The 20683-nt window shown below is 62.6% G+C and carries 23 protein-coding genes and 1 pseudogene; 15 read left to right on the forward strand and 9 right to left on the reverse strand.

What is annotated here, in order from left to right; translation table 11 throughout:
• Nucleotides 1-17 precede the first annotated feature (17 nt).
• On the forward strand, nucleotides 18-365 hold the full coding sequence (locus tag DBV08_RS17585) for a hypothetical protein (RefSeq protein WP_124568256.1): 348 nt from the start codon (nucleotides 18-20) through the stop codon (nucleotides 363-365).
• Here DBV08_RS17585 and DBV08_RS17590 read toward each other — a convergent pair.
• Both DBV08_RS17590 and DBV08_RS17595 read right to left on the reverse strand, forming a co-directional pair.
• Nucleotides 354-773, reverse strand: a complete 420-nt coding sequence (locus DBV08_RS17590; RefSeq protein WP_095970469.1) for an RNHCP domain-containing protein — start codon at nucleotides 771-773, stop codon at nucleotides 354-356. The genes DBV08_RS17585 and DBV08_RS17590 overlap by 12 nt on opposite strands.
• Nucleotides 774-787: 14 nt before the next feature.
• The gene (locus DBV08_RS17595; RefSeq protein WP_124568257.1) at nucleotides 788-1150 is read right to left on the reverse strand and encodes an RNHCP domain-containing protein; all 363 of its coding nucleotides are present in this window, start codon (nucleotides 1148-1150) and stop codon (nucleotides 788-790) included.
• A 434-nt stretch (nucleotides 1151-1584) separates the two neighbouring features.
• On the opposite strand from DBV08_RS17595, the gene DBV08_RS17600 reads away from it, so the two are divergent.
• From DBV08_RS17600 to DBV08_RS17610, 3 genes are read left to right on the forward strand one after another with little or no spacing between them, the layout of a single operon-like run.
• Nucleotides 1585-2790: an iron-containing alcohol dehydrogenase gene (locus DBV08_RS17600; protein WP_003942060.1), complete on the forward strand. Its 1206-nt coding sequence runs from the start codon at nucleotides 1585-1587 to the stop codon at nucleotides 2788-2790.
• Nucleotides 2791-2821: 31 nt separating this feature from the next.
• Nucleotides 2822-4213, forward strand: a complete 1392-nt coding sequence (locus DBV08_RS17605) for a MadS family sensor histidine kinase (protein WP_095970300.1) — start codon at nucleotides 2822-2824, stop codon at nucleotides 4211-4213.
• Nucleotides 4210-4893, forward strand: coding sequence for a MadR family response regulator transcription factor (locus DBV08_RS17610; protein ID WP_124568258.1), 684 nt, complete (start codon nucleotides 4210-4212; stop codon nucleotides 4891-4893). Before DBV08_RS17605 ends, DBV08_RS17610 begins: the two co-directional genes overlap by 4 nt.
• On the opposite strand, the gene DBV08_RS17615 is transcribed toward DBV08_RS17610, so the two are convergent.
• Nucleotides 4890-5429, reverse strand: a complete 540-nt coding sequence (locus DBV08_RS17615; RefSeq protein WP_124568259.1) for an RNA polymerase subunit sigma — start codon at nucleotides 5427-5429, stop codon at nucleotides 4890-4892. The genes DBV08_RS17610 and DBV08_RS17615 overlap by 4 nt on opposite strands.
• 83 nt (nucleotides 5430-5512) lie before the next feature.
• Nucleotides 5513-6007 (reverse strand): GbsR/MarR family transcriptional regulator, encoded by a 495-nt coding sequence (locus DBV08_RS17620; RefSeq protein WP_007728322.1) that lies wholly within the window; start codon nucleotides 6005-6007, stop codon nucleotides 5513-5515.
• A gap of 68 nt (nucleotides 6008-6075) precedes the next feature.
• On the opposite strand from DBV08_RS17620, the gene DBV08_RS17625 reads away from it, so the two are divergent.
• Nucleotides 6076-7011, forward strand: a complete 936-nt coding sequence (locus DBV08_RS17625; RefSeq protein WP_124568260.1) for an ABC transporter ATP-binding protein — start codon at nucleotides 6076-6078, stop codon at nucleotides 7009-7011.
• Complete coding sequence (locus tag DBV08_RS17630) at nucleotides 7008-8675, forward strand: ABC transporter permease (RefSeq protein WP_124568261.1); 1668 nt, start codon at nucleotides 7008-7010, stop codon at nucleotides 8673-8675. Before DBV08_RS17625 ends, DBV08_RS17630 begins: the two co-directional genes overlap by 4 nt.
• An 11-nt stretch (nucleotides 8676-8686) precedes the next feature.
• Here the strand turns inward: DBV08_RS17630 and DBV08_RS17635 are convergent, their stop codons facing one another.
• Together DBV08_RS17635 and DBV08_RS17640 are read right to left on the reverse strand one after the other, a co-directional pair.
• Complete coding sequence (locus tag DBV08_RS17635) at nucleotides 8687-9472, reverse strand: thioesterase family protein (protein WP_124568262.1); 786 nt, start codon at nucleotides 9470-9472, stop codon at nucleotides 8687-8689.
• 233 nt (nucleotides 9473-9705) lie between these two features.
• Nucleotides 9706-10182, reverse strand: a complete 477-nt coding sequence (locus DBV08_RS17640) for a MaoC/PaaZ C-terminal domain-containing protein (protein ID WP_095970295.1) — start codon at nucleotides 10180-10182, stop codon at nucleotides 9706-9708.
• 103 nt (nucleotides 10183-10285) lie between these two features.
• On the opposite strand from DBV08_RS17640, the gene DBV08_RS17645 reads away from it, so the two are divergent.
• Nucleotides 10286-10711 (forward strand): DUF6314 family protein, encoded by a 426-nt coding sequence (locus DBV08_RS17645; protein ID WP_095970294.1) that lies wholly within the window; start codon nucleotides 10286-10288, stop codon nucleotides 10709-10711.
• Between the two features lie 16 nt (nucleotides 10712-10727).
• Here DBV08_RS17645 and DBV08_RS17650 read toward each other — a convergent pair whose 3' ends face one another.
• A complete protein-coding gene (locus DBV08_RS17650) occupies nucleotides 10728-10940 on the reverse strand; it encodes a molybdopterin-binding protein (protein WP_003942061.1) in 213 nt (70 codons plus the stop codon).
• Nucleotides 10941-11081: 141 nt separating this feature from the next.
• Here DBV08_RS17650 and DBV08_RS17655 point away from each other — a divergent pair.
• Nucleotides 11082-11286 (forward strand): annotated as a pseudogene (locus DBV08_RS17655) (DUF4287 domain-containing protein).
• 6 nt (nucleotides 11287-11292) lie between these two features.
• Here the strand turns inward: DBV08_RS17655 and mftM are convergent.
• Together mftM and mftR are read right to left on the reverse strand one after the other, a co-directional pair.
• Entirely contained in the window at nucleotides 11293-12126 is an 834-nt protein-coding gene (gene mftM / locus DBV08_RS17660; protein WP_124568263.1) for a mycofactocin oligosaccharide methyltransferase MftM, read from the reverse strand.
• A 29-nt stretch (nucleotides 12127-12155) separates the two neighbouring features.
• Entirely contained in the window at nucleotides 12156-12755 is a 600-nt protein-coding gene (gene mftR / locus DBV08_RS17665) for a mycofactocin system transcriptional regulator (RefSeq protein WP_021343507.1), read from the reverse strand.
• A gap of 150 nt (nucleotides 12756-12905) precedes the next feature.
• Here mftR and mftA point away from each other — a divergent pair, with 150 nt between their 5' ends.
• The 7 genes from mftA to DBV08_RS17700 all read left to right on the forward strand — a co-directional run bounded on the left by mftA (nucleotide 12906) and on the right by DBV08_RS17700 (nucleotide 20532).
• Complete coding sequence (gene mftA, locus DBV08_RS17670) at nucleotides 12906-13001, forward strand: mycofactocin precursor MftA (protein ID WP_063836238.1); 96 nt, start codon at nucleotides 12906-12908, stop codon at nucleotides 12999-13001.
• Nucleotides 12986-13273: a mycofactocin biosynthesis chaperone MftB gene (gene mftB, locus DBV08_RS17675; RefSeq protein WP_007728309.1), complete on the forward strand. Its 288-nt coding sequence runs from the start codon at nucleotides 12986-12988 to the stop codon at nucleotides 13271-13273. The genes mftA and mftB overlap by 16 nt, the downstream gene beginning before the upstream one ends.
• A 76-nt stretch (nucleotides 13274-13349) precedes the next feature.
• The gene (gene mftC, locus DBV08_RS17680) at nucleotides 13350-14567 is read left to right on the forward strand and encodes a mycofactocin radical SAM maturase (protein ID WP_003942089.1); all 1218 of its coding nucleotides are present in this window, start codon (nucleotides 13350-13352) and stop codon (nucleotides 14565-14567) included.
• 55 nt (nucleotides 14568-14622) lie between these two features.
• Nucleotides 14623-15801: a pre-mycofactocin synthase MftD gene (gene mftD, locus DBV08_RS17685; protein ID WP_124568264.1), complete on the forward strand. Its 1179-nt coding sequence runs from the start codon at nucleotides 14623-14625 to the stop codon at nucleotides 15799-15801.
• Nucleotides 15802-15827: 26 nt separating this feature from the next.
• Entirely contained in the window at nucleotides 15828-17759 is a 1932-nt protein-coding gene (locus DBV08_RS17690; RefSeq protein WP_124568265.1) for a mycofactocin system FadH/OYE family oxidoreductase 1, read from the forward strand.
• Nucleotides 17756-18583 (forward strand): mycofactocin-coupled SDR family oxidoreductase, encoded by an 828-nt coding sequence (locus tag DBV08_RS17695; RefSeq protein ID WP_003941966.1) that lies wholly within the window; start codon nucleotides 17756-17758, stop codon nucleotides 18581-18583. The genes DBV08_RS17690 and DBV08_RS17695 overlap by 4 nt, the downstream gene beginning before the upstream one ends.
• Nucleotides 18583-20532 carry a mycofactocin system FadH/OYE family oxidoreductase 2 gene (locus DBV08_RS17700; RefSeq protein WP_124568266.1) on the forward strand — a complete coding sequence of 650 codons (1950 nt, stop codon included), beginning with the start codon at nucleotides 18583-18585 and terminating at the stop codon, nucleotides 20530-20532. The genes DBV08_RS17695 and DBV08_RS17700 overlap by 1 nt, the downstream gene beginning before the upstream one ends.
• The last annotated feature ends 151 nt before the right edge of the window (nucleotides 20533-20683 follow it).

Consider the following 20683-nt stretch of genomic DNA (forward strand, 5'->3'; position numbering starts at 1 on the left):
TGAACTAGTTTGATCTCATGTCTGAAATCAGGGGATCGATCTGGCGACCGATCGCGGCACTGACCGTGCTCGGCGCCGTGTGCGGGCTGGTGGCGCTCGGCGTGTTTCAGTGGTGGTGGAACTCGTTGGCATCACCTCACATTCTGACCGGCGGATCCTATCGGGAACCGTTTTCCGACCCGACGTTCACCGGACCTGATTTCATAGACCTCTTTCCGGCAGAGCCTGCCCCGTGGCTGTATTCGGGATTGGTTCTCGGTCCGACAGCGGTCGGCTTGCTTGCCGGGATCGTGTTCGTGGTGTTCGCCCGGCGTAATCGCGCGCAGGAACGCGCGATTACGCCGGACGATCGATCAGAGCGCTAGCAATGCTCGCGAGCCCAGTCGGGGATCCGCCAACGGGCGTAGCGCCAAGCGCAGCAGGACCAAGGCGTTGTCGTCGCCGGCGATCCTGTTGACTTTCAACGTATTGCACTCGACGCACTGGTGAACGAGCATCCATTCACCGTCTCGCCGGACCGACAAGCACAGCGCCGCCATGGCACCTCTGCACTGTTGTGCTCGGTCGCCCGGAACGCGACCATCCACGTGGCGGCTGGCCAGGCAGTTCGGGCAGTGGTTCCGATGAGCGGTACCCGGCGCCTCGGTGGAGATGTCCAAACGGCATGTGAGACAACGGAAACTCGATCCGTGCTCGCCACCTGTTCCGTGTAATACGTGTTTGGTGCGTTGCGGCGTCCGCCGGGACCGGGTGGTGGGGTTCCTACGTGGCATCTGCGGTTCACCCCTCACAGGTCGCCGAAGGCTTCGAGCGGGAAGGGCGGTTGCGCGAGAGGACGCACTGCCATTCTCATCAACAACAACTGGTTGTCGTCTCGGCTGACGGGGTTGGAGGTGAGCTCTAGGCACTGTGCGCAGCGGTGGATGATCATCCAATCGCCACTGCGCAGCACAGCGATCGAAATGGGAGCCATGCGCATGCCGCAGTCTGACGGCCCACCGTCCACCTGGTCGAACAGGTGTAAGGAATGCAGGCAACTGGGGCAATGGTTTCGGCGATCGCCCTCGGGGCCGTACGTCATGACGGTGAGTCCGCACTGTACGCAGGAGACGGTGTCGGTTTTCGAGATGGAATTGTGTGATTGAGGCACTGGAGAACTCCTAGCTGAGTGAACAAGGCAGGTAGGAGCAGGCCGAGGGGCCTCGCGCTGTCAGTCCGTCGTCTCGGGGATCAGCAGGTGAGGGTCGAGGTCGCGGACTGTGCAAAGGCGGGAGGCGCGCTCGGCGCGGGCTGGGTCATAAACACCTTCTGGATCGGTACTGCGGACCGCTCTGGCCGCAACCGAAAGTACAACGCGACCCGATCGCCGCGCCATCTATTTTTCGGCGATGTGTACCTGCCCGAACGGGTAGGTAGGCGCCTCTCCTTCGGTGGGTGTGCGGCGACTGACGTCCGCGTAGGCTCGGGGCCAGCGATTGTAAGGTGAATCACACCTGTTGGTGCACGTGAGAGTTGATGCACTGAGAGTGACGGACGGAAAGTTCCCGAGCGGAGATCTCAGGGCAGCGAGAGGAGAGTGGGGTCGTGTCCGTGGCATATCCGGATGCTGTGAACCACGGTGTTCATCGCCGCGGCACTGCTGCTCGACTGGTCAAATTTCACGCCCCCGAGATCGTCTTCGGTATCGGTTCCCTGGTCGAGGCAGCACACGCGACTCTGCGGTTCGGCGGGTTCCGCCCGTTTCTGGTCACCGATCCCGGCTTGATCGACGCGGGATGGGTCAGCGAACTCGAGGACCATCTCACGGAGCAGGGATTGACCGCGACGGTGTGGTCAGGGCTGACGCCCAACCCCAAGGACTTCGAGATCGCGGCTGGATTCGAGGTGTACCAGGAAGGCGAGTGTGACGTCATCATCGCGCTCGGCGGCGGTTCCGTCATCGACGCGGCTAAAGGTGTCGCCGTCCTCGCTGCCAACGGCGGCAACATCCTCGACTACGAAGGCGTCGATCAGGCGACAAAACCGATCCCGCCGTTGGTGATGGTTCCCACCACGTCCGGCACCGGTGCGGACGTGTCGCAGTTCTGCATCGTGACGGACACGACCCGCGGCACCAAGATCACCATCATCGGCCGGGCGCTGGTGCCAGATGTGACGGTCATCGATCCGCGGTTGCTGACGACGATGCCCGAGTGGCTCAATGCGGCAACAGGATTGGACGCACTGACGCACGGAATCGAAGCCTTCGTATCGCTGGCGCACAATCCTTTGACCGATCATCACGCGCTCCGCGCTGTCGGCCTCGTGACGGAGAATCTGGTGCACACGATCCAGGACCCGATGGAGATGGAAGCGCGGTCTGTGATGGCGCAGGCCAGCCTCGAGGCCGGTTTGGCGTTCACCAACGCGATACTCGGCGCCGCGCACGCCATGAGTCATCAGGTGGGCGGCATGCTCGACCTGCCGCACGGCGTCATCAACGGGATTCTGTTGCCCCACGTCATCCGGTTCAATTCCACGACGGACGCCGCCCCCTTCGTTGCCATCGCTGCTGCGTTGAGTCTTCCCGAGCAGCGCGGCACCCCGGAGGAAGCAGCGCTGGCAGTGGCCGACCGGGTCGAACGGCTCGCGCGCGAGGTCGGCGTGCCGAAGGGGCTGGGGGAGTTGGGTGTTCGCGAGGAAGATCTGAGCAGGCTCGCCAGCTTCGCGTTGCTCGACGCCTGCATGTCCACCAATCCCAGGGAAGCGACGCAGGAGCAGATGGTGGCGTTGTTCCGAGGTGCCTTGTGAACAAGAGGTGCGTTGTGAATCGGTGCGGACGATGACCGCGGACTTGTCCAGGCTCACCGGATTACGGTCGGGGAAGAGTTCGTTCTATCCGCAGTATCGCGGTGCGGCGGAGCGCCTCGAACGCGTCGTACATGCGTTGGAGTTGATCTCGCGGGCTTTGGTGCGAACCGTCGAAGGGCCGGAAACCCTGGTCTGCGCGGTCGCGGAAGCTGCCCGCGCTCATCTGAGTGCCAACTGGATAGTGTTCGCCTTGGCCGACGGGACCTTGCCGGACGCCGGGCCACGCCGATTGGTTCTCGGTCCGGATGCGACGCCGTTCCTGGTCGACAACGTGGAGGGACCACCACTTCCGGAGGACGTCGTCGAATGCCTCGACGACATCCGGTACGGGAGAATCGAGTCCAACTCGGTGATCGACGCACACTACGCGTTTGTGCCGATCGTGCTCGGCGGCGGCGTGGTCGGAGCCTTTGCAGCCTGGACACCGGCCAACCGGACGCTCGACACGACGGACGGAGCCGTGCTGAGCATTTTGGCCAGCCAAACTGCCGTGGCTCTGCAGAACTCGGCGCTCTATCAGCGCGGACAACTACTGCTCGAACGAGCCGAAGATGCGTACGCGGAGGCAAATCGCACTGCAGCCGACCTCGCGGTGCGCAACAGCGAATTGGAGTCCACGCAGCGTCAACTCGGTGTGGCGCACCGGCATCAGGTGGTCGACGACGAACGGCACCGGATCGCCCGCGAACTTCACGACAGCGTGACACAGGCCGTGTTGTCGGCCGGCATGCAGATCGAGGTCTGCCGCAGCGACATCCCGGAGGCGGAACGCAGTGAAAGACTGGACTTGGCCAAGGATTTGACCAGGCGTGCGGTCGAGCAGCTTCGCTCGGCGATCTACGCTCTCAATCATTCCTCGGACGCGGACCGGACGTCGCTGCCCGAGATGCTCGAGCAACTCGGCGTGGTTCACATGCCGGACGAGTTGGCGGTCAGCGTTCGCGTCGGCGGTACCCCGACGGAGCTTCCGGGCGATGCCGAACATGCCCTTCTCCGGATCGCCGGAGAAGCCCTGTTCAACGCAGCGGTTCATGCTCATGCGAATCGGGCGGTGCTTCGTCTGACCTATCGCGCGGACTCCGTGTTGCTGTCGGTCTCCGACGACGGTGACGGCGACCCCGCGCGAATGCGTCTGATCCTCAAACTCGCCGCCACCAACGATGTCGACGGTCGCCACCGCGGACTGGCGAACATGCAGGCGCGAACCTCGGAGTTGGGTGGCGCGTTGGAAGTGCGGCGGGCACGGATCGGTGGGATTCAGATTCTCGTTCGACTGCCACTACCGCTACCGCAGGCGCCGCCGCTGGACTCGGGCATGGAAAACCTTTGCTCTACACCTGAAATCGAGAGCGAGGAATCATGACCACTGCTCGTCCCGTCGTCACCCGTGGAACGTCGCCGGTTCAAAGTTCGGTTCGCATAGTCCTGGTCGACGACCACGCGATACTTCGGCAAGGACTCCGCTCGGTGCTCGAGCGCGAAAGCGACCTCGAGATCGTGGGGGAGGCGTCGTCCCTGGCCGAGGCGCTCGCGGTGGTCGACAAGGTCGGCCCGGACATCGTCCTGATGGATCTCAAACTCTCCGCCAGTTCCGATTACGAGGGGCTGACCCTCTGCGGTCAGCTGTCCTCGGCACATCCCGGGCTGGGACTGTTGGTTCTCACCACCTTTCTCGATGACCAACTGGTGGTGCGAGCGGTGCACGCAGGCGCTCGTGGCTACGTCGTCAAGGACGTCGACACCACCGAACTGGTGCGTGCGATCAGGGCGGTCTCGCGGGGTGAGAGTGCGTTCGACTCTCGCAGCGCATCTGCTGTCGTCCGTTCGCTCAACGGGCAATCGGCAACCAAGGAACGGTTGACCGATCGCGAACTGGAAGTATTGCGGCTTCTCGCAAACGGTCTGTCCAACATCAAGATCGGTGAGCGATTGTTCATCTCACCGACCACCGTCAAGTTTCACGTCAGCAACATCATGCGCAAACTCGAGGTGAGCCGACGAGCAGAGGCTGTCTACGCCGCGAGTAAGCAAGGTCTGATCTAGCTGCGCTCGGAGACGGTCCAGGCGCGCAGTGCCTGATGCTGTACGAGCAGCACTCTCGATCGAGTCGTGCGCAGAGTCGACGCGGTCATCTCGGCAGTCAGACCCACTGCGATTCGCAATATGAGAACCTCACGTTGGTCGTCGGTCAGGCGGCGCGGGCGTTTGAATCGCCCGTTGGTGTTGTGTGACTGGGGAATTGACGCAATCCGTCGAGAGGCCAACTCGTAAGCGAAAGTCTCGATGCGCGTGTCGGCGGAGATCGTGTCGGACATTCGTGTGACGACGTCCAGGGTGCATTGATGGGCGAGATCGTCGGCGAATGTTGCTACAGACGTCCCGAGGAGCCTGGCGCGATAGTAGAGAACGACGCGAGGGTGCACGCGGGCCAGGAGTTTCGCGAGCGCTCGGTGGTCGCCGGCGAATGCCTCGGCGGCGGTGCGGTTCAAGGAAATCGATCGTTCACAGATCTCGGGTGAAGCGGTACGTACTGACGGTGAAGTCGGTGAGGTGTTCGCGCCCCTGATCGACAGCTTCATCAGCAACTCCTCGAGTACGCCGCGCCTCACCATGCCGGAACGAGAATTGAGGTACCCCGCCGAAATTGCGGGTAAACCTGACGTTACCTGCCAGGTGTCCGGTCTTTTCGCCGGGAGCGCCAGTCCGCGAGCATGCGCGGCATTTCCGCGGCCATGAAGTCGAAGAAGTCGCGCAGATCTGCCATACGATCGCCGGCCGTCGTTCCTTCACCGAGGACTCGAATGCCCTCGTCCGCCACTGCCGAGACCTGGTAGAGCGAGGACTGTTTCGTGACAAACGCGTCGGCCCACATGTCGACGCTGACGCAGTAGTGCTGACGCCTCGATCCGGGGACGGCCACACGCTCGATCAACCCGACTTGCTGGAGGTATCTGACGGCACCGGAAATCGCGGCGGGGCTCACGCCCAACCGAGATCCTAGGTCTCCTGGCGTGGACGAGGGCGTCTCGCTGGTCATCAATGCGGCCCAGACGCGGGCGGGCATCGGCGGAAAACCCATGTCGCTCAGTACGAGTGAGAGTCGCTCGACATAATGGCGGCTCTCGTCCGGTGCAACGGTATGGCTGGTGTCGGTCATCGGAACCCTTCGATCTTTCCTCTTTTTCTATCTTCACACATTTGTGAAATCGGCGTACGGTCAAGTTCATGGGTGCGGCGATTTCAGTGAAGAACCTCGTCAAGACGTTCGGTACCACCCGCGCGCTGGATGGCCTCGACCTCGACGTCTCGACGGGCGAAGTGCACGGATTCCTGGGGCCGAACGGCTCCGGAAAATCCACCACCATTCGGGTACTCCTCGGCCTGCTCCGCTCTGATTCCGGAGACGCAACCGTCCTCGGCGGCGATCCGTGGCGAGACGCCGTGACTTTGCATCGACGTCTCGCTTACGTGCCTGGTGACGTGAACCTGTGGCCCAATCTCACCGGCGGGGAGGCCATCGATCTGCTGGCCGGTCTGCGTGGTGGCCTCGACCGAAAACGTCGGAGCGAGTTGCTCGAGCGCTTCGAACTCGACCCGACCAAGAAAGCGCGGACGTACTCGAAAGGTAACCGGCAGAAGGTTGCACTCGTGGCGGCGTTCTCGTCCGACGTCGACCTTTACGTCCTCGACGAACCGACATCGGGGCTTGACCCGTTGATGGAAGCGGTGTTTCAGGATTGCGTCGAGGAGGTAGCTCACGCCGGGAAGACGGTCCTGCTGTCGAGCCATATCCTCGCCGAGGTCGAAGCGCTGTGCGATCGAGTGAGCATCATCCGCGACGGGCGGACGGTGGAAGAGGGAACGCTGTCCGAACTCAGACATCTCACGCGCACGTCCGTCTCGGCGGAGACGCAGCGACCAATCGGTAGCCTCGACGGGCTCGGCGGTGTCCACGACGCGGTGATCGACGGGAACCATGTCACCTGCGAAGTCGACAGCGCGCAACTCGGACCTCTCATGACGTACTTGGTCGGCTTCGGGATCGTTGCGCTCAGTTCCACTCCGCCGACACTCGAAGAACTCTTCTTGCGGCACTACGGTGACGAGCGGGCAAGGGAGACTTCGGTCCACCTGCGAGCCGAGACCGGAGTACGGCCGTGACCGTCGTCGAGGCCGCTCCACCGGTACCGGCGTCGGCGAGCCAATTCACCGGTACGCGCCGACTGGTCCGGCTCGCTTTGCGTCGGGACCGAATTCAGCTTTCCGTGTGGGTCATCTCGATCGTCTTGTTCATGTTGCTCGTCGTCGCCAGTGTGACCGGGCTGTATAAGACACCCGAGGAATTGCGAAACATCGCAGTCAGTTCCGCGGTCTCGCCGGTAGCGCTGGCGACCAACGGAATCGTGTCCGGCGATTCGCAGGGCGCGATAGTCGCCAGCCAGTCGGTGCTCGTGTTCGCGTTGGTGGCGGCATTGATGAGCACGCTTGCGGTGGTTCGTCATACGCGACAGAACGAGGAGACCGGCCGCGCCGAGATGATCGGTGCAGCGGTGGTTGGTAGACGAGCGCTCCTCACCTCCGCGCTGATCGTCACGGTCGGTGCGAACGTCGTTCTGGCACTGGGAATCGCGCTGGGGGCGATGGCCGTCGGTCTGCCGGTCGGTGGTTCGCTTGCGCTGGGTGCCTCGGTTGGCGGTACCGGAATCGCGTTTGCCGGTGTGGCGGCGGTGACTGCACAGATCACCGACGGTGCTCGCACGGCCAACGGTCTGGCGGGTGCCGCGATCGGCGTTGCCTTCATGCTGCGCGCGATCGGTGACGTGAACAGTACGGTCGTCGACGACGGAACTCGCGTGGTGAGCGGTTGGTTGTCGTGGCTCTCGCCGATCGGATGGGCACAACAGATCAGACCGTTCGACGACGACGCCTGGTGGATCCTGTTGTTGCTGATCGGATTTGCGGCCGTACACGTGGTGGTGGCGTTCGTTCTCATCGGTCATCGCGATCAGGGAGCGGGACTCGTTCAGCCCCGACCCGGCCCACCGACCGCGGCATCGTGGTTGCCTTCCGCCTGGGGCCTGGCCTGGCGGATGCAACGAATGACGATGTTCTGGTGGATCTTTGCCGTTGTCATTCTCGGGTTCGCGTACGGCGCCGTGGGCAACGAGATCGACGCGATGGTGGGATCGTCGCAGCAAACCGCGGAGATGTTCGAGAAACTTGGTGGCGGCGGAACAGATCTGGTGGATTCCTACCTGGCCACTGCTCTGGGGCTCACGTCGATAGTGATCGCGGCGTATTCGGTCCAGAGTCTTCTCAGGATGCGGGGCGAGGAAACATCGGGACGGCTCGAACCGTTGCTGTCAACCTCCCTGTCTCGGTGGAGGTGGATGCTTTCCCACCTGGGTGTGGTTGTGGGCGGTGTGGTCCTTGCACACGTCCTGATGGGTGCCTTCACCGGATTTGCCTTCGGGCTCGTCACGGACGACATCGGCGGCAACACACTCCGAATGACCGGCGCTGCCTTGGCCTATCTGCCTGCGGTGCTCGTAGTCGTGGGGTTGGTGTCGTTGGCTTTCGGACTGTTTCCGGCCTACGCATCGGCGCTCTCCTGGGGAATCCTGGCGGCATGCATCGTGCTCGGGCAACTCGGCACGTTGCTGAAGCTTCCGCAGGTAGTGCTGGATCTGTCGCCCTTCACCCACGTGCCGGGTGCCCCTGCCGAGCCGGTGACAGTTCTACCCCTGCTGGCAATGATCGTTGTGGCAGTATCACTTTCGACAGCATCGCTTGTTGCTTTCCGTCGTCGCGACATCCAGGTGTAGGAGAGCTGAACTCAACTCAGAATTCGACGAAGCTGGCGAGCCCGAGCAGCGAGCCGTCCTGCGGCGTCGAATAATTCGGTTTCGTCGACGCAGAGTGTGTCGGTTGCCCACACGGTGCCATGACGCAGGCGATACCACTGGGACGGTGAGTGATCTGCCGTGACGTACTCCGGCATGAAATGCGCGGTGAACTCGACGGTGGGAATGGCCACGGGCGTCGTCAGCGTCGCGAACAGTCCGGGCGGAAGCGCGTCGAGCAGAACGGCGGCGCGCTCCTGGGCCGTGAAATCGAGGTCGGTCAGCAATCGGATCCAGACGTCGAATTCCGGGGAGTCGCCACCGGCGAACGGCCTCGCGGAATTGATCGGACGGATGTCGAGGTGCTGGGAGAACGGCACGAAGTCCACCGGGATCTCCAGCGGTGGCAGGGTTGCCGGGTCGACCGGACTCGGCTCGATTCCGGGGGCGGACAGCGTCGTGGCTCCTGTGTCGCGGGCCAACCGAACGAGGGCGGATCCCGCATCGGTCAGCGTGACGTGGCAACTGACAGTCCGCCCGCCCCGCATCTCGCCGACGGTCAACTCGGCCGGCCCCGGAGGGACCGGGCGGTCCAGGTGTGCCGTGACCGCCATAGGTTCGGCTCCGGACGCGTCGGCGGCAACTCGCAGCATCCGTGCTACGGCGAGTCCGCCCTGAATGCCGTCGAAACTTCGCCAGCTGGAGTCGAACTCGGTGTGATGACGCGCTGCGTCGATTGACGGCGCGGCCGTCACGGAGACCTGACTAGTAATTGCCATAGTCAGCACAGTAGATGCTGACTATGGCAATGGCAAGCTAGGGTCTACTCGGGAGTGCTGGACGACCCACCGAAGAGCATGTAGATGAGGATCTGAAGAATGCCGAGGGGATTGATCTCGCCGAGGCTGCTCATGTGTGAGGAACTCCTGTTTGCGGGGATGGGTATTGTTGCGTCGCAACGTCACTGAAAGTACGGCAATTCAGGCATTGCGGTGCGGAATTTACCGATAATTCACTGTCCGCGAGTCGGGCGACAGTGCAGGTAGGCGTCAGTGACCACGTCCAGAACGCGATTGCCGTGTGCATCGACCAATTTCGCTGTGATGGTGACCAATCCCCGCGCGCGATTGTCGAACACGACGTTGTCGACGGTGACCTTTCCGCTGAGGGTGTCACCGGGGCGAAGTGGACGTAGGAAGCTCACGTCGCGCATGGTCTTTCCGGCGATCACGTTCCATTGGTCGTAGAGGCCGGCGACCACCAATTTCTGGCAGATCGACAAGGTGTGCAGCCCGCTGGCGATCAACCCGCCGAAGACACCGGACCCGGCGGCTTCCTTGTCGATGTGAAACCACTGGGGATCCCACTGGGTTGCGAACTCGACGATTTCTTCCTCGGTTACCGAATACGAGCCCAAAGGGATCACTTGGCCGATCTCGAGATCCTCGGCGAACACTGTGCGTTTGTGAAGGGCGGCCGAATCGTTCATGGTTGTGCAAATCTCCTGCGTGTTACGGGTGTACTCGGAACATACTCCCGCAGTGTGTTCGGCTCTTTCGCAAGTCCTAGTCCAGGGTCACTAGAATCGCCACATGGTTGACGACGCGAAGATCGAGCCGAGGGCGCTGGCAGGGACGTGGCACTTCGAGCGCGACATCGTCGACCGCCTTTCCGGTTCCACCAAGCAAGTCTTCGGCGAGACCACTATCTCCGACGCCGGTGACGGTCGGATGCGCTGGTACGAGAGTGGCACTCTGCGTGACGGCGATGTGGAACTGCCCGTGTTCCGGACTCTGTTCATCGCGAAGCGCGGCCTCGAGTGGGCCGTGACCTTCGAAGACGGCAGAGAGTTCCACGACTGGGCGCCGGGAGAGGAAGTCGAGCACCTGTGTGGTGCGGACACCTATCGCGGGCGGATCGACATCGCTGCCGTGGATGGATCGGCTTGGGCTGTGGTCTGGACCGTGACGGGGCCGAGCAAGGACTACACGATGACCACGCATCTCACTCGGCCCTGAACAGCGGTCGTGCCAGTTATTCGACGCCGATCGTCACCTCGGTGGACTTCACGAATACCGTTGCAGCTTGGCCTGGTTCGAGGTCGAGATCCAGCGCGGCATCGCGGGTGATCGACGAAGTCACGATCTGGTTGCCGCCGTCCAATTTCACCTTGACCGTTGCCATGACGGTGCCGAGGTTGACCTCGGTGATGGTGCCGGTGAGTTGATTTCGTGTGGACAGTCGCATTGCTGAACTCCTGTGCTCTCGGGCGGGTGTACGTCGACCATAATCAGACGGTCGCGTATCTACCCAGCGATTCCGCAGGTGCGGACATGCGGTCGCCGTCGGTGCGCGAATATTGTCGGGCGGTGGAGGTAGATTCCGGTCATGACTGAACCCGTGAAAGGCCCGGCGTCGTATTTTCCGTCGATCGAGAAGAAAGTACGGTCGGCCGATCGGTGAATGGCAAGAGCTGATCAGAAGCTCAGACCTCACCAAGCACATGGAATTGGTGAATTGGTTGAAGTCGGAGCACGGTATGGGTCATGGACACGCGAATGCCCTTGTCGCGCATACCTTGAAAGAAGGCTGAGTCGCCTCAGGCGGCAGTAGCGTCCAGCACCAACCAGCCGCCGTGATGCTCGAATACCTCGAACGGCACACCGGTCTGCCGGCCGACCGCCTGCAGTGACTCGAGATCGAAAGTGCGGATGTGGCCGTGGCACGCGGTGGCTTCGTCTTCGAAGGGGACGGCTATGACGACCCGCTGACGTGCGATTCGGAGTGCCTGCGCGATCACGGCTTCGCCGACTGCGTCGTCGACGTGCTCGAGGAGATGAATCGCGGTGACGGTGTCGGCGCTGTTGTCCGGTGCCGGTACTCCACCCGCATCGCAGATCACCGTGTCGATCGTGATGCCGAGTTCGGGGGCTACCGCGTCGAGCAGGATCATCGTTCCGGGCAGGATGTCCGTGGCGGTCACGTCCATTCCGGCGCGCGCGAGCCGTAGTGGCAGGAAACCGAAGCAGGAACCCAGATCGAGCACGGAACCGCGAACCAGTTCTTCGGCTTTGTCATGAATCGGCGCGAAATCTGCAGTGCCGTCCAACAGTTCGGCAAGGGAGTTCCGGTAGTACGTGGTCCAGGATGCGAGAGCGCCGTCCACGGTGGAGCGAACCAGGCCGACCATCGTCAACTCGAATTCGTCCTGACCGAACTCCGCGTCCTGGATCGACGAGGTGACTCCGGCGACGAGTCGCTCACTCAGATCGGCGGGAGTGAGGGAGTGTCTGACGTGGAGACGACCGCCTCGGCGATCCAGCGAGATCGGACCGGACTCGACGCGTTCGACGGTGACATGCCCGAACGACCACAAGCCCGGCGTCGACGGTGCCAGCGAATCCAGGACCGGTTCGTTCGTGATGGTGGACATGATCGCCTTTCTCAGGTGGTGATGCTTTCTCAGGTGCTGATGCCGGTCCGCAGGGACTGCGTACCCGTTTTCAAGAGTTCCGGTAGCTCTAGTGAATCGTCGGTGAGCCACTGTTCGTACGCCGACATGGCGACCCCGAGCAGAAGATAGCCGACCGTGCGTGGGCCGTGATCGGTCGGCTCGAGATCCATTCGGCGTGCGACGTAGTCGGCGACCACCTGCCGCCAACCTTCGTACATCACCACAGAGTATGCCTGAAGTGTCGGAACTTCGAGGATCAATTCCATCCGTTTGCGATGTACCGCAGTCTCTTCCGGTGGGAAGGTGTTGAACGTCAGCAATGCGGATTCGAGTGCGTCTACCAACGGGATGTCAGCGGGCAGTGAGTCCAGGTGCTCGCGCATCTCGTCGAGATGCCCGTCGAAGTCTCCCCAGGGAACTGCGTTCTTGGACGGGAAGTAGCGAAAGAAGGTCCGACGCGCGATGCCGGCGGCGTCGGCTATCTGATCGACGCTCACCTCGTTGAAGCCGACTGTGGAGAACAGTTCGATGCCGATCGTGCTGATTCCCTCCTTCGTTGTGGAGGGGCGACGACCTATCCGAGCGGACGGTTTCTTGCGGCTACGCATACTTTTTTCGCTCCATGTGTGTCATTCTGCACTCGATGCCATTACAGTGGTGAACCGAGTCACAGTGAAGTCCCACTAGTGACCACCAACTCCCAGGTTGGAAGTCTGATCTACAGACTTCCAGACGGAGTGCGACCGCAGGAGGAATCCATGTCAGATCGTGACAACAAGGCGCTCGAGAACGACCTCGTCGAGGAGTCCCTCGTGGAGGAAGTTTCCATCGACGGCATGTGCGGCGTGTACTGACCGTGTCTGCTTTGGATCTCGATGCGGGGTGGAAACTCCACCCGCAGGTAGCGCTTCGCCCCGAACCTTTCGGGGCGTTGCTCTACCACTTCGGAACGCGCAAGCTGTCGTTCCTGAAGAACACGACCATCGTTGCGGTGGTCAAGGCGTTGCCAGACCATCCTGATGTCCGGTCCGCACTACGTGCGCAGGGCATCGAAGATGACGCGGCTCCCCAATATGCCCGCGCGCTGAGCACTCTCGCCGATTCGCACATGATCGTGCCTGTCTGAGCCAGACGCTCGCCCCCACGTGCGGAACAGCCCTTCTGCACGTTCGCCCGCTTCATTTCTTCGCGAGGACACAGCCATGACCTCAGTTCTTGAACAGCCCTCCCCGCCCGCCAAGGTGGGTCGCCTCGTCGATCAGTTCGAACTCGGACTCGACGCCCCGATCTGCCTGACGTGGGAACTCACCTACGCCTGCAACCTGTCCTGCGTGCACTGCCTTTCGTCTTCGGGTCGTCGTGACCCCAACGAGCTGAGCACCGAACAGTGCAAGTCCATCATCGACGAGCTGCAGCGTATGCAGGTTTTCTACGTCAACATCGGTGGCGGCGAGCCGACGGTACGCTCCGACTTCTGGGAGCTCGTCGACTACGCGACGGACCACCAGGTCGGTGTGAAGTTCTCCACCAACGGAGTGAAGATCGACAAGAAGGTCGCGGCGCGCCTCGCCGCCAGTGACTACGTCGACGTGCAGATTTCCATCGACGGTGCCACCGCTGAGGTCAATGACGCTGTGCGCGGGCCTGGTTCGTTCGCGATGGCTGAGCGCGCTCTCGCGAACCTGAAGGAAGCCGGCTTCAAGGACGCCAAGATTTCGGTGGTCGTCACGCGGCACAATGTCAGTCAGCTCGACGAGTTCAAGGCTCTCGCGGACAAGTACGACGCGACCCTGCGCATCACTCGACTGCGTCCTTCGGGCCGCGGCGCCGACGTGTGGGACGACCTGCACCCACGCCCCGAGCAGCAGCGTGAGCTCTACAACTGGCTGGTGGCCAATGGTGAAGGCGTCCTGACGGGCGACTCGTTCTTCCACCTCTCCGCCTTCGGCGATGCATTGCCTGGTCTCAATCTCTGTGGTGCGGGGCGAGTCGTGTGCCTGATCGATCCGGTCGGTGACGTGTACGCGTGCCCGTTCGCGATTCACGAGCAGTTCCTTGCCGGAAACATCGTGAAAGACGGTGGATTCCAGGAAGTCTGGCAGCACTCGGACCTGTTCGAGGAGCTGCGCTCGCCGCAGACCGGTGGCGCCTGCAGCAAGTGCAACCACTACGACTCCTGCCGCGGCGGCTGCATGGCGGCCAAGTTCTTCACCGGACTGCCGATGGACGGACCCGACCCCGAGTGCGTCATCGGCAACGGTGAAATGGCATTGGCGTCGGCGGGAGAGGTCCCGAAGTCCAGTGTCGATCACTCCCGTTCCGGTCAACGTAAGACCCCACGTGCATCGGTGCCCCTGACACTGATGATGCGTCCGCCCGCCAAGATTTGTGACGAAAACCCGCTTGCGGGAATGCAGTAACTACTGCGCGATACCGACAGTGCGGCGAAAGCTGCACCCCAGAGAGGTCAGTTCAATGGCTAAGAATGCTTTCTTCGAGACGGTGGCAGAAGCACAGCGCCGTGCGAAGAAGAGGTTGCCCAAGTCCGTGTACGCGGCGTTGGTGGCGGGATCCGAGAAAGGGCTGACTGTCGACGACAACGTCGCGGCATTCAGCGAACTGGGTTTCGCTCCCCACGCTGCGGGACTGTCGGACAAGCGCGAGATGTCCACCACCATTATGGGCCAGGACATTTCGTTGCCCGTCATGATTTCACCGACCGGTGTGCAGGCAGTGCACCCCGATGGTGAGGTAGCTGTAGCTCGTGCGGCTGCAGCACGGGGAACAGCCATCGGACTGAGTTCTTTCGCCAGCAAGTCCATCGAAGAAGTTGCCGCGGCCAACCCGCAGGTCTTCTTCCAGATGTATTGGGTCGGCAGCCGCGACGTGCTTCTCCAGCGTATGGAGCGCGCTCGCGCTGCCGGTGCCAAGGGCCTGATCATCACCACCGACTGGTCGTTCTCCTACGGTCGCGACTGGGGCAGCCCGTCCATCCCCGAGAAGATGGATCTCAAGGCGATGTTCCAGTTCGCCCCCGAGGGCATCATGCGTCCGAAGTGGTTGCTGGAGTTCGCCAAGACCGGCAAGATCCCGGATCTGACCACACCCAACCTCGCGACTCCCGGCCAGCCGGCACCGACGTTCTTCGGCGCGTACGGCGAGTGGATGCAGACTCCGCTTCCGACGTGGGAAGACATCGCCTGGCTGCGTGAGCAGTGGGGTGGACCGTTCATGCTCAAGGGCATCATGCGCATCGACGACGCGAAGCGAGCTGTCGACGCCGGTGTCTCCGCTATCTCGGTCTCCAACCACGGTGGTAACAACCTCGACGGCACCCCGGCGCCGATCCGCGTGCTCCCGGGCATCGCCGAGGCCGTGGGCGATCAGGTGGAAGTTGTTCTCGACGGCGGTATTCGACGCGGCGGCGACGTCGTCAAGGCACTCGCACTCGGAGCCAAGGCCGTCATGCTCGGGCGCGCCTACCTGTGGGGTCTCTCGGCGAACGGCCAGGCCGGTGTCGAGAACGTGCTCGACCTGATGCGGATGGGCATCGACTCGGGGCTGATGGGTCTCGGCCACTCGTCCATCACCGAGCTGAGTCCGGCGGATCTGGTGATCCCGGAAGGCTTCACCCGCACGCTGGGTGCGAGCTGAATCTCCGGCTCTGATCGAGCTGTGAGTTGAGCCTTCACGAACACACAACCCTGGCCGGACGCAGAGTCCGGTCCAGGGTTGTTTTCGGTCCGCACGAGACCAATCTTGCTGTGGGGCGCTCGCTTTCCGATCGGCACCGGGCGTATTACCAGCGCCGCGCCGAAGGCGGTGCCGGGATCGTCGTCACCGAAGTGGCGTCGGTACTTGCCGACGACTGGCCGTACGAGCGGGCACCGCTGGCGTCGCAATGTGGCCCGGGGTGGCAGTCGATCGCGACTGCGTGCGCTCCGTACGGAGCGTTGGTTCTTGCCGGGCTGGGGCATACCGGGATGCAGGGTTCCAGTGCATACTCTCAATCGGTGCTGTGGGGACCGTCAAGAGTGGCCGACCCGGTGACTCGCGAATTGCCGATGGCAATGGGGCAGCCGGAAATCGACCAGCTGATCGCCGGCTTCTGCGAAGCGTCGGCGCTGGCCGTCGCTTCGGGAATGGACGGAGTGGAACTCGATGCCGGCCCTCGAAGTATTCTGCGGCAATTCCTTTCGGGCCTGACCAACACTCGGCACGACCGATACGGTACTGATCGCGTTGCCCTCGTTCGCGAGATCCTTTCGGCCGTGCGTGACGAACTAGGACCGGATCGCGTTGTCTCCTTGCGGTTGTCCTGCGACGAGGAAGCGCCATGGGCGGGCCTGACGCCCGATCTCGCCATCGGTATTGCGCGTGAAGTGTCTCCGCTCCTCGATCTCCTTGTTGTCGTTCGTGGCGGACTCTATTCGTCTGACAGGTACCGCCCCGACTTTCACTGCCCGACGAACTTCAACCTCGATCTGTGCCGTGAGATCAAGGCCGCGGTGTCGATTCCCGTTGTCCTGCAGGGGAGCGTCGTGGACATCGCCGACGCTCACGCAGCACTGCAGGTAGCCGAGTTCGTCGAGATGACCAGGGCCCAGATCGCAGACCCGGACCTGGTCGTGAAAGCCGCGCGCGGCGATCGCCCCCGGCCGTGTGTGCTCTGCAATCAGACGTGCCTCGTGCGTGATCCTCGCAATCCTGTCGTGACGTGCGTCGGGAATCCGAGCGCGGGTTTCGAGACGGTGGACCTCGATGAGCGAGAGCAGATTTCGACACCGGAAGCCGTGCTGATAGTGGGGGGTGGCCCCGCCGGGATGGAGGCGGCGCGGATCTCAGCGGTGGCGGGACACTCGGTCACACTCGTCGAGAGTTCATCGCAGTTCGGCGGCATGATCCGAGCTTTTGCACAAGGTGACGGCCGCGGCCGGTTCGCACTCCTCGCGCAGTGGCTCGAGGACGAATGCCGTCGTAGCGGCGTGACGATGCGGACCGGGGCGGCGGTCGACGCGCAGGACCTGGGCGACGCACGTAGTCGGGGCGAGCTGGTTGTGGTTGCCACCGGTAGTGCTGCGCGGCCGCCGACGTATCCGGTCGACGACTCGGTTCGGTGGCTGGATGCGTCGGAAACCTTCGAGAAGTTGAGCCCCGTGGGGCCGGGTCTGGTCGTGCTGATCGATCCGCTCGGTGGACCGGTCGCAGTGGCCCTCGCAGAAGCACTCGCGGCCCAGGGCGCTTCCGTCTCGATTGTCACCCCGGACAGCATCGTCGGCTCGCGGCTCGGCGCGAGTGGGGATCTGGTCGGCGCCAACACTCGCATCCAGCGGGCCGGGATCACCAGGGTGCTCGCGTCGCGTGTCGTCGAAATCGCCTCAGGGGCCGTCTGCGTCGAACACGTCCATACCGGTGAGCGCTCACAGCTCGAGTGCGAAGTGGTGATCGACTGTTCGCCTCGTCTGCCGAACGAAACGCTGGGGAAGGCGGCCGACATCCAGGTGGGTGACTCGGTTGCTCCGAGAACTGTTCTCGAATCCATCCGCGAAGGGCGGTGTGCAGGGTTTACTACTAGAACGAGTTTCAATTCTGCAGAGAGGGCTATCTCATGACACAGGGTTCAGTTCGTTCGCTCGAAGGCCGAGTTGCTTTCATCACCGGCGCAGCGCGCGGTCAAGGACGTGCGCACGCGGTCAAGATGGCGCGCGAGGGAGCAGCGATTATCGCAGTCGACGTGTGCGCGTCGGTGGCGTCGGACAATTCTTACGACGCAGCAACTTCCGAGGACTTTGCCGAGACGATACGTCTGGTCGAAGCGGAGGGTGGGAAGATCCTCGCTCGCGAGGTCGATGTCCGTGACGGTGCAGCGCTCACCGCGGTGGTCAAGGACGGTGTCGAGCAGTTCGGACGTCTCGACATCGTGGTCGCCAATGCCGGGGTCTGTAACTGGAATCGATTCTGGGAAATGTCGGACGAGCAGTGGGAAACCCTGATCGACATCAACCTGACCGGAGTCTGGAAAACCCTCAAGGCCTCGGTGCCGGCGATCATCGAAGGTGGGCGCGGTGGATCGATCATCGTGGTCAGCTCGGTGGCCGGACTCAAGGCGCTGCCCGGGCAAGCGCACTACGCGAGCGCCAAGTTCGGTCTCGTCGGTCTGACGCAGGCCGCGGCAAAGGAACTGGGGGAGTACAAGATCAGGGTCAACTCGATCCATCCTTACGGAGTCAACACGCCGATGGGTGTCGACCAGGGTGCGCTCGAGGTGTTTGCCAAGTTCCCGCAGTACCTTCCCAACTTCACTCCGATCCTCTCGGACATCGCGTTCGCCGAACCCGACGAGATCGCCGACACCGTCCTGTGGCTCGCCGGTGACGGTTCACGCACCGTCACGGCAAGTCATATCGCGCTCGATCAAGGAAACTCCAAGGTCTGATGACGCCGTACCCGCGCCTCTTCGCGCCACTGCGCCTGGGCAACCTGACACTCCGCAATCGGGTCGTGTTCTCCGCGCACCTGACCAATTACGCGGAGAGCGGGTTGCCGACCGAGCAGCACGCGAGCTACTACGAGGCGCGGGCACGCGGTGGTGCGGGTCTGATCATCACCGAGGAGCACTCGACGCATCCTTCGGATCGACCGTACGAGAAGATGATTGCGGGCTATCGGCCCGAAGCGATCGAGGGATACCGGCGGATCACCGACGCCGTTCATGCACATGGTTCATCGATTCTCGCGCAGATCAACCACAATGGGGGTCAGGGCGCTGGAACCTACTCACGATTGCCGCTGTGGGCACCGAGCGCCGTCGCCGATCCGTTGTTCCGCGAGGTGCCCAAGGCTGTCGACGACGCGGACATCGCCGAGATTCTCGAAGGGTTCGCCCTTGTTGCGCGCAACTGCGTCGTCGGTGGCTTCGACGGGGTGGAACTGCAGGCGTCGCAGTCGTCCATTGTGCGCGCGTTTCTCGCATCCTCGACCAACCTGCGCACCGATCGCTACGGCGGGTGCGTGGCACATCGTGCGCGTTTCCTTCTCGAAGTGCTCGGGGTACTGCGTGAGGCCATCGGTCCGGATCGTGTGCTCGGCGTGCGCCTCAGTGGATACGAAGGAACGCGGGGTGGGATCGAACTGTCCGACGCAGTAGCCACCGCCCGACTCGTCGAAGCTGGCGGTCACGTCGACTACATCAACACCACCGTCGGAATGGCCACGGAAACATTGCATCTGGTCGAAGCGTCGATGGCGGTGCCCACTGGCTACGCCAACTTCGTCCCGTCTGCGATCAAGGAAGCGGTCGATCTTCCGGTCGTCGGTGTCGGCCGTTTCAAGACACCAGAGCACGCTGAAGCTGCGCTCGAGGACGGTGTGTGCGATCTGGTGGGCGTAGTTCGCGGGCAGATCGCCGATCCGGATTTTGTGAACAAGGCGCGTGCCGGACAATCGGCACAGGTGCGAACCTGCCTGTCCTGCAACCAGGAATGTGTCGGGCGGATGGGTCTGGGACGTTGGTTGGGGTGCACGGAAAACCCGCGCGCTGGTCGGGAATCGGTACCGCTGCCGATGCCGCGGCGACGAGGTCGCACTGTGCTGGTGGTCGGCGGAGGCCCGGCCGGCCTGCAAGCTGCGGCCACCGCGGCCCAGCGAGGTCATGCGGTGACGCTGTTCGAGCGTGAACGAAGACTTGGCGGACAGATTCTTACTGCCTCGGTGGTATCGGCTCGCCGCGAGCTCGCCGACCTCGTCCGGAATCTCGAATCAGATTGTCGCCGAAGCGGTGTGACGATCGAGCTGGGTGCTGGAGCTGATCTCGCGATCGTGGAGGAGCAGGCGCCCGACGTGGTCGTGATTGCAACTGGAGCGAGGCCTGTGCGACCGGCCTGGGCGAGTGGATCAGAGCGTGTGGTGAGTGTTCGAGACGTTCTCGACGGCAGGGTTCTGCCGAGCGGAACGGTGCTCGTGTACGACGAGTTGGGATTTCATCAAGGCACGTCGGTGGCGGAATTCCTCGCAGATCGAGGTTGCACTGTCACGATCGCGACCAACGGCATGGTGGTTGCCCAAGATCTGAGCATCACCCTGGATTTCGAGGGGTGGAACCGCCGGGCGTTCGAGAAGTCGATCATGCAACGGACGGATCTGATGGTGACGTCGGTGAGCGGTGGAGCTTCGCCGCTCGTGAGCTTGGTTCACCTTCCGACGGTTGTGGTCGAGGAAGTTGCGGTCGACTGGGTGGTCTTCGCGACACAGCAGGAACCTGTCGACGATTTGTGGAACACCTTGCAGGGAAGTTCTTTCGAGATATTTCGCATCGGTGATGCGTTGTCCCCGAGACGTTCACATGCAGCCGTCATCGAGGGGCATCGGGCTGCGTTGGCGATATAAGTCGTCCGATATGTCCCTGGTTATCGAAAGTATGTTCGATTAAGATTTTGGCATGGACAGTCGAGATGCGTGGCAGCTGGATGGCGAGGACCTCAAGGGTGAGGTTCTGGATCTGGTGCGTGTCCGGCACGAGTTGCAGTCGCGGATGGTG

This window comes from Rhodococcus sp. KBW08 (assembly GCF_003852455.1).
In the GTDB taxonomy this organism is placed as follows: domain Bacteria; phylum Actinomycetota; class Actinomycetes; order Mycobacteriales; family Mycobacteriaceae; genus Rhodococcus_F; species Rhodococcus_F baikonurensis.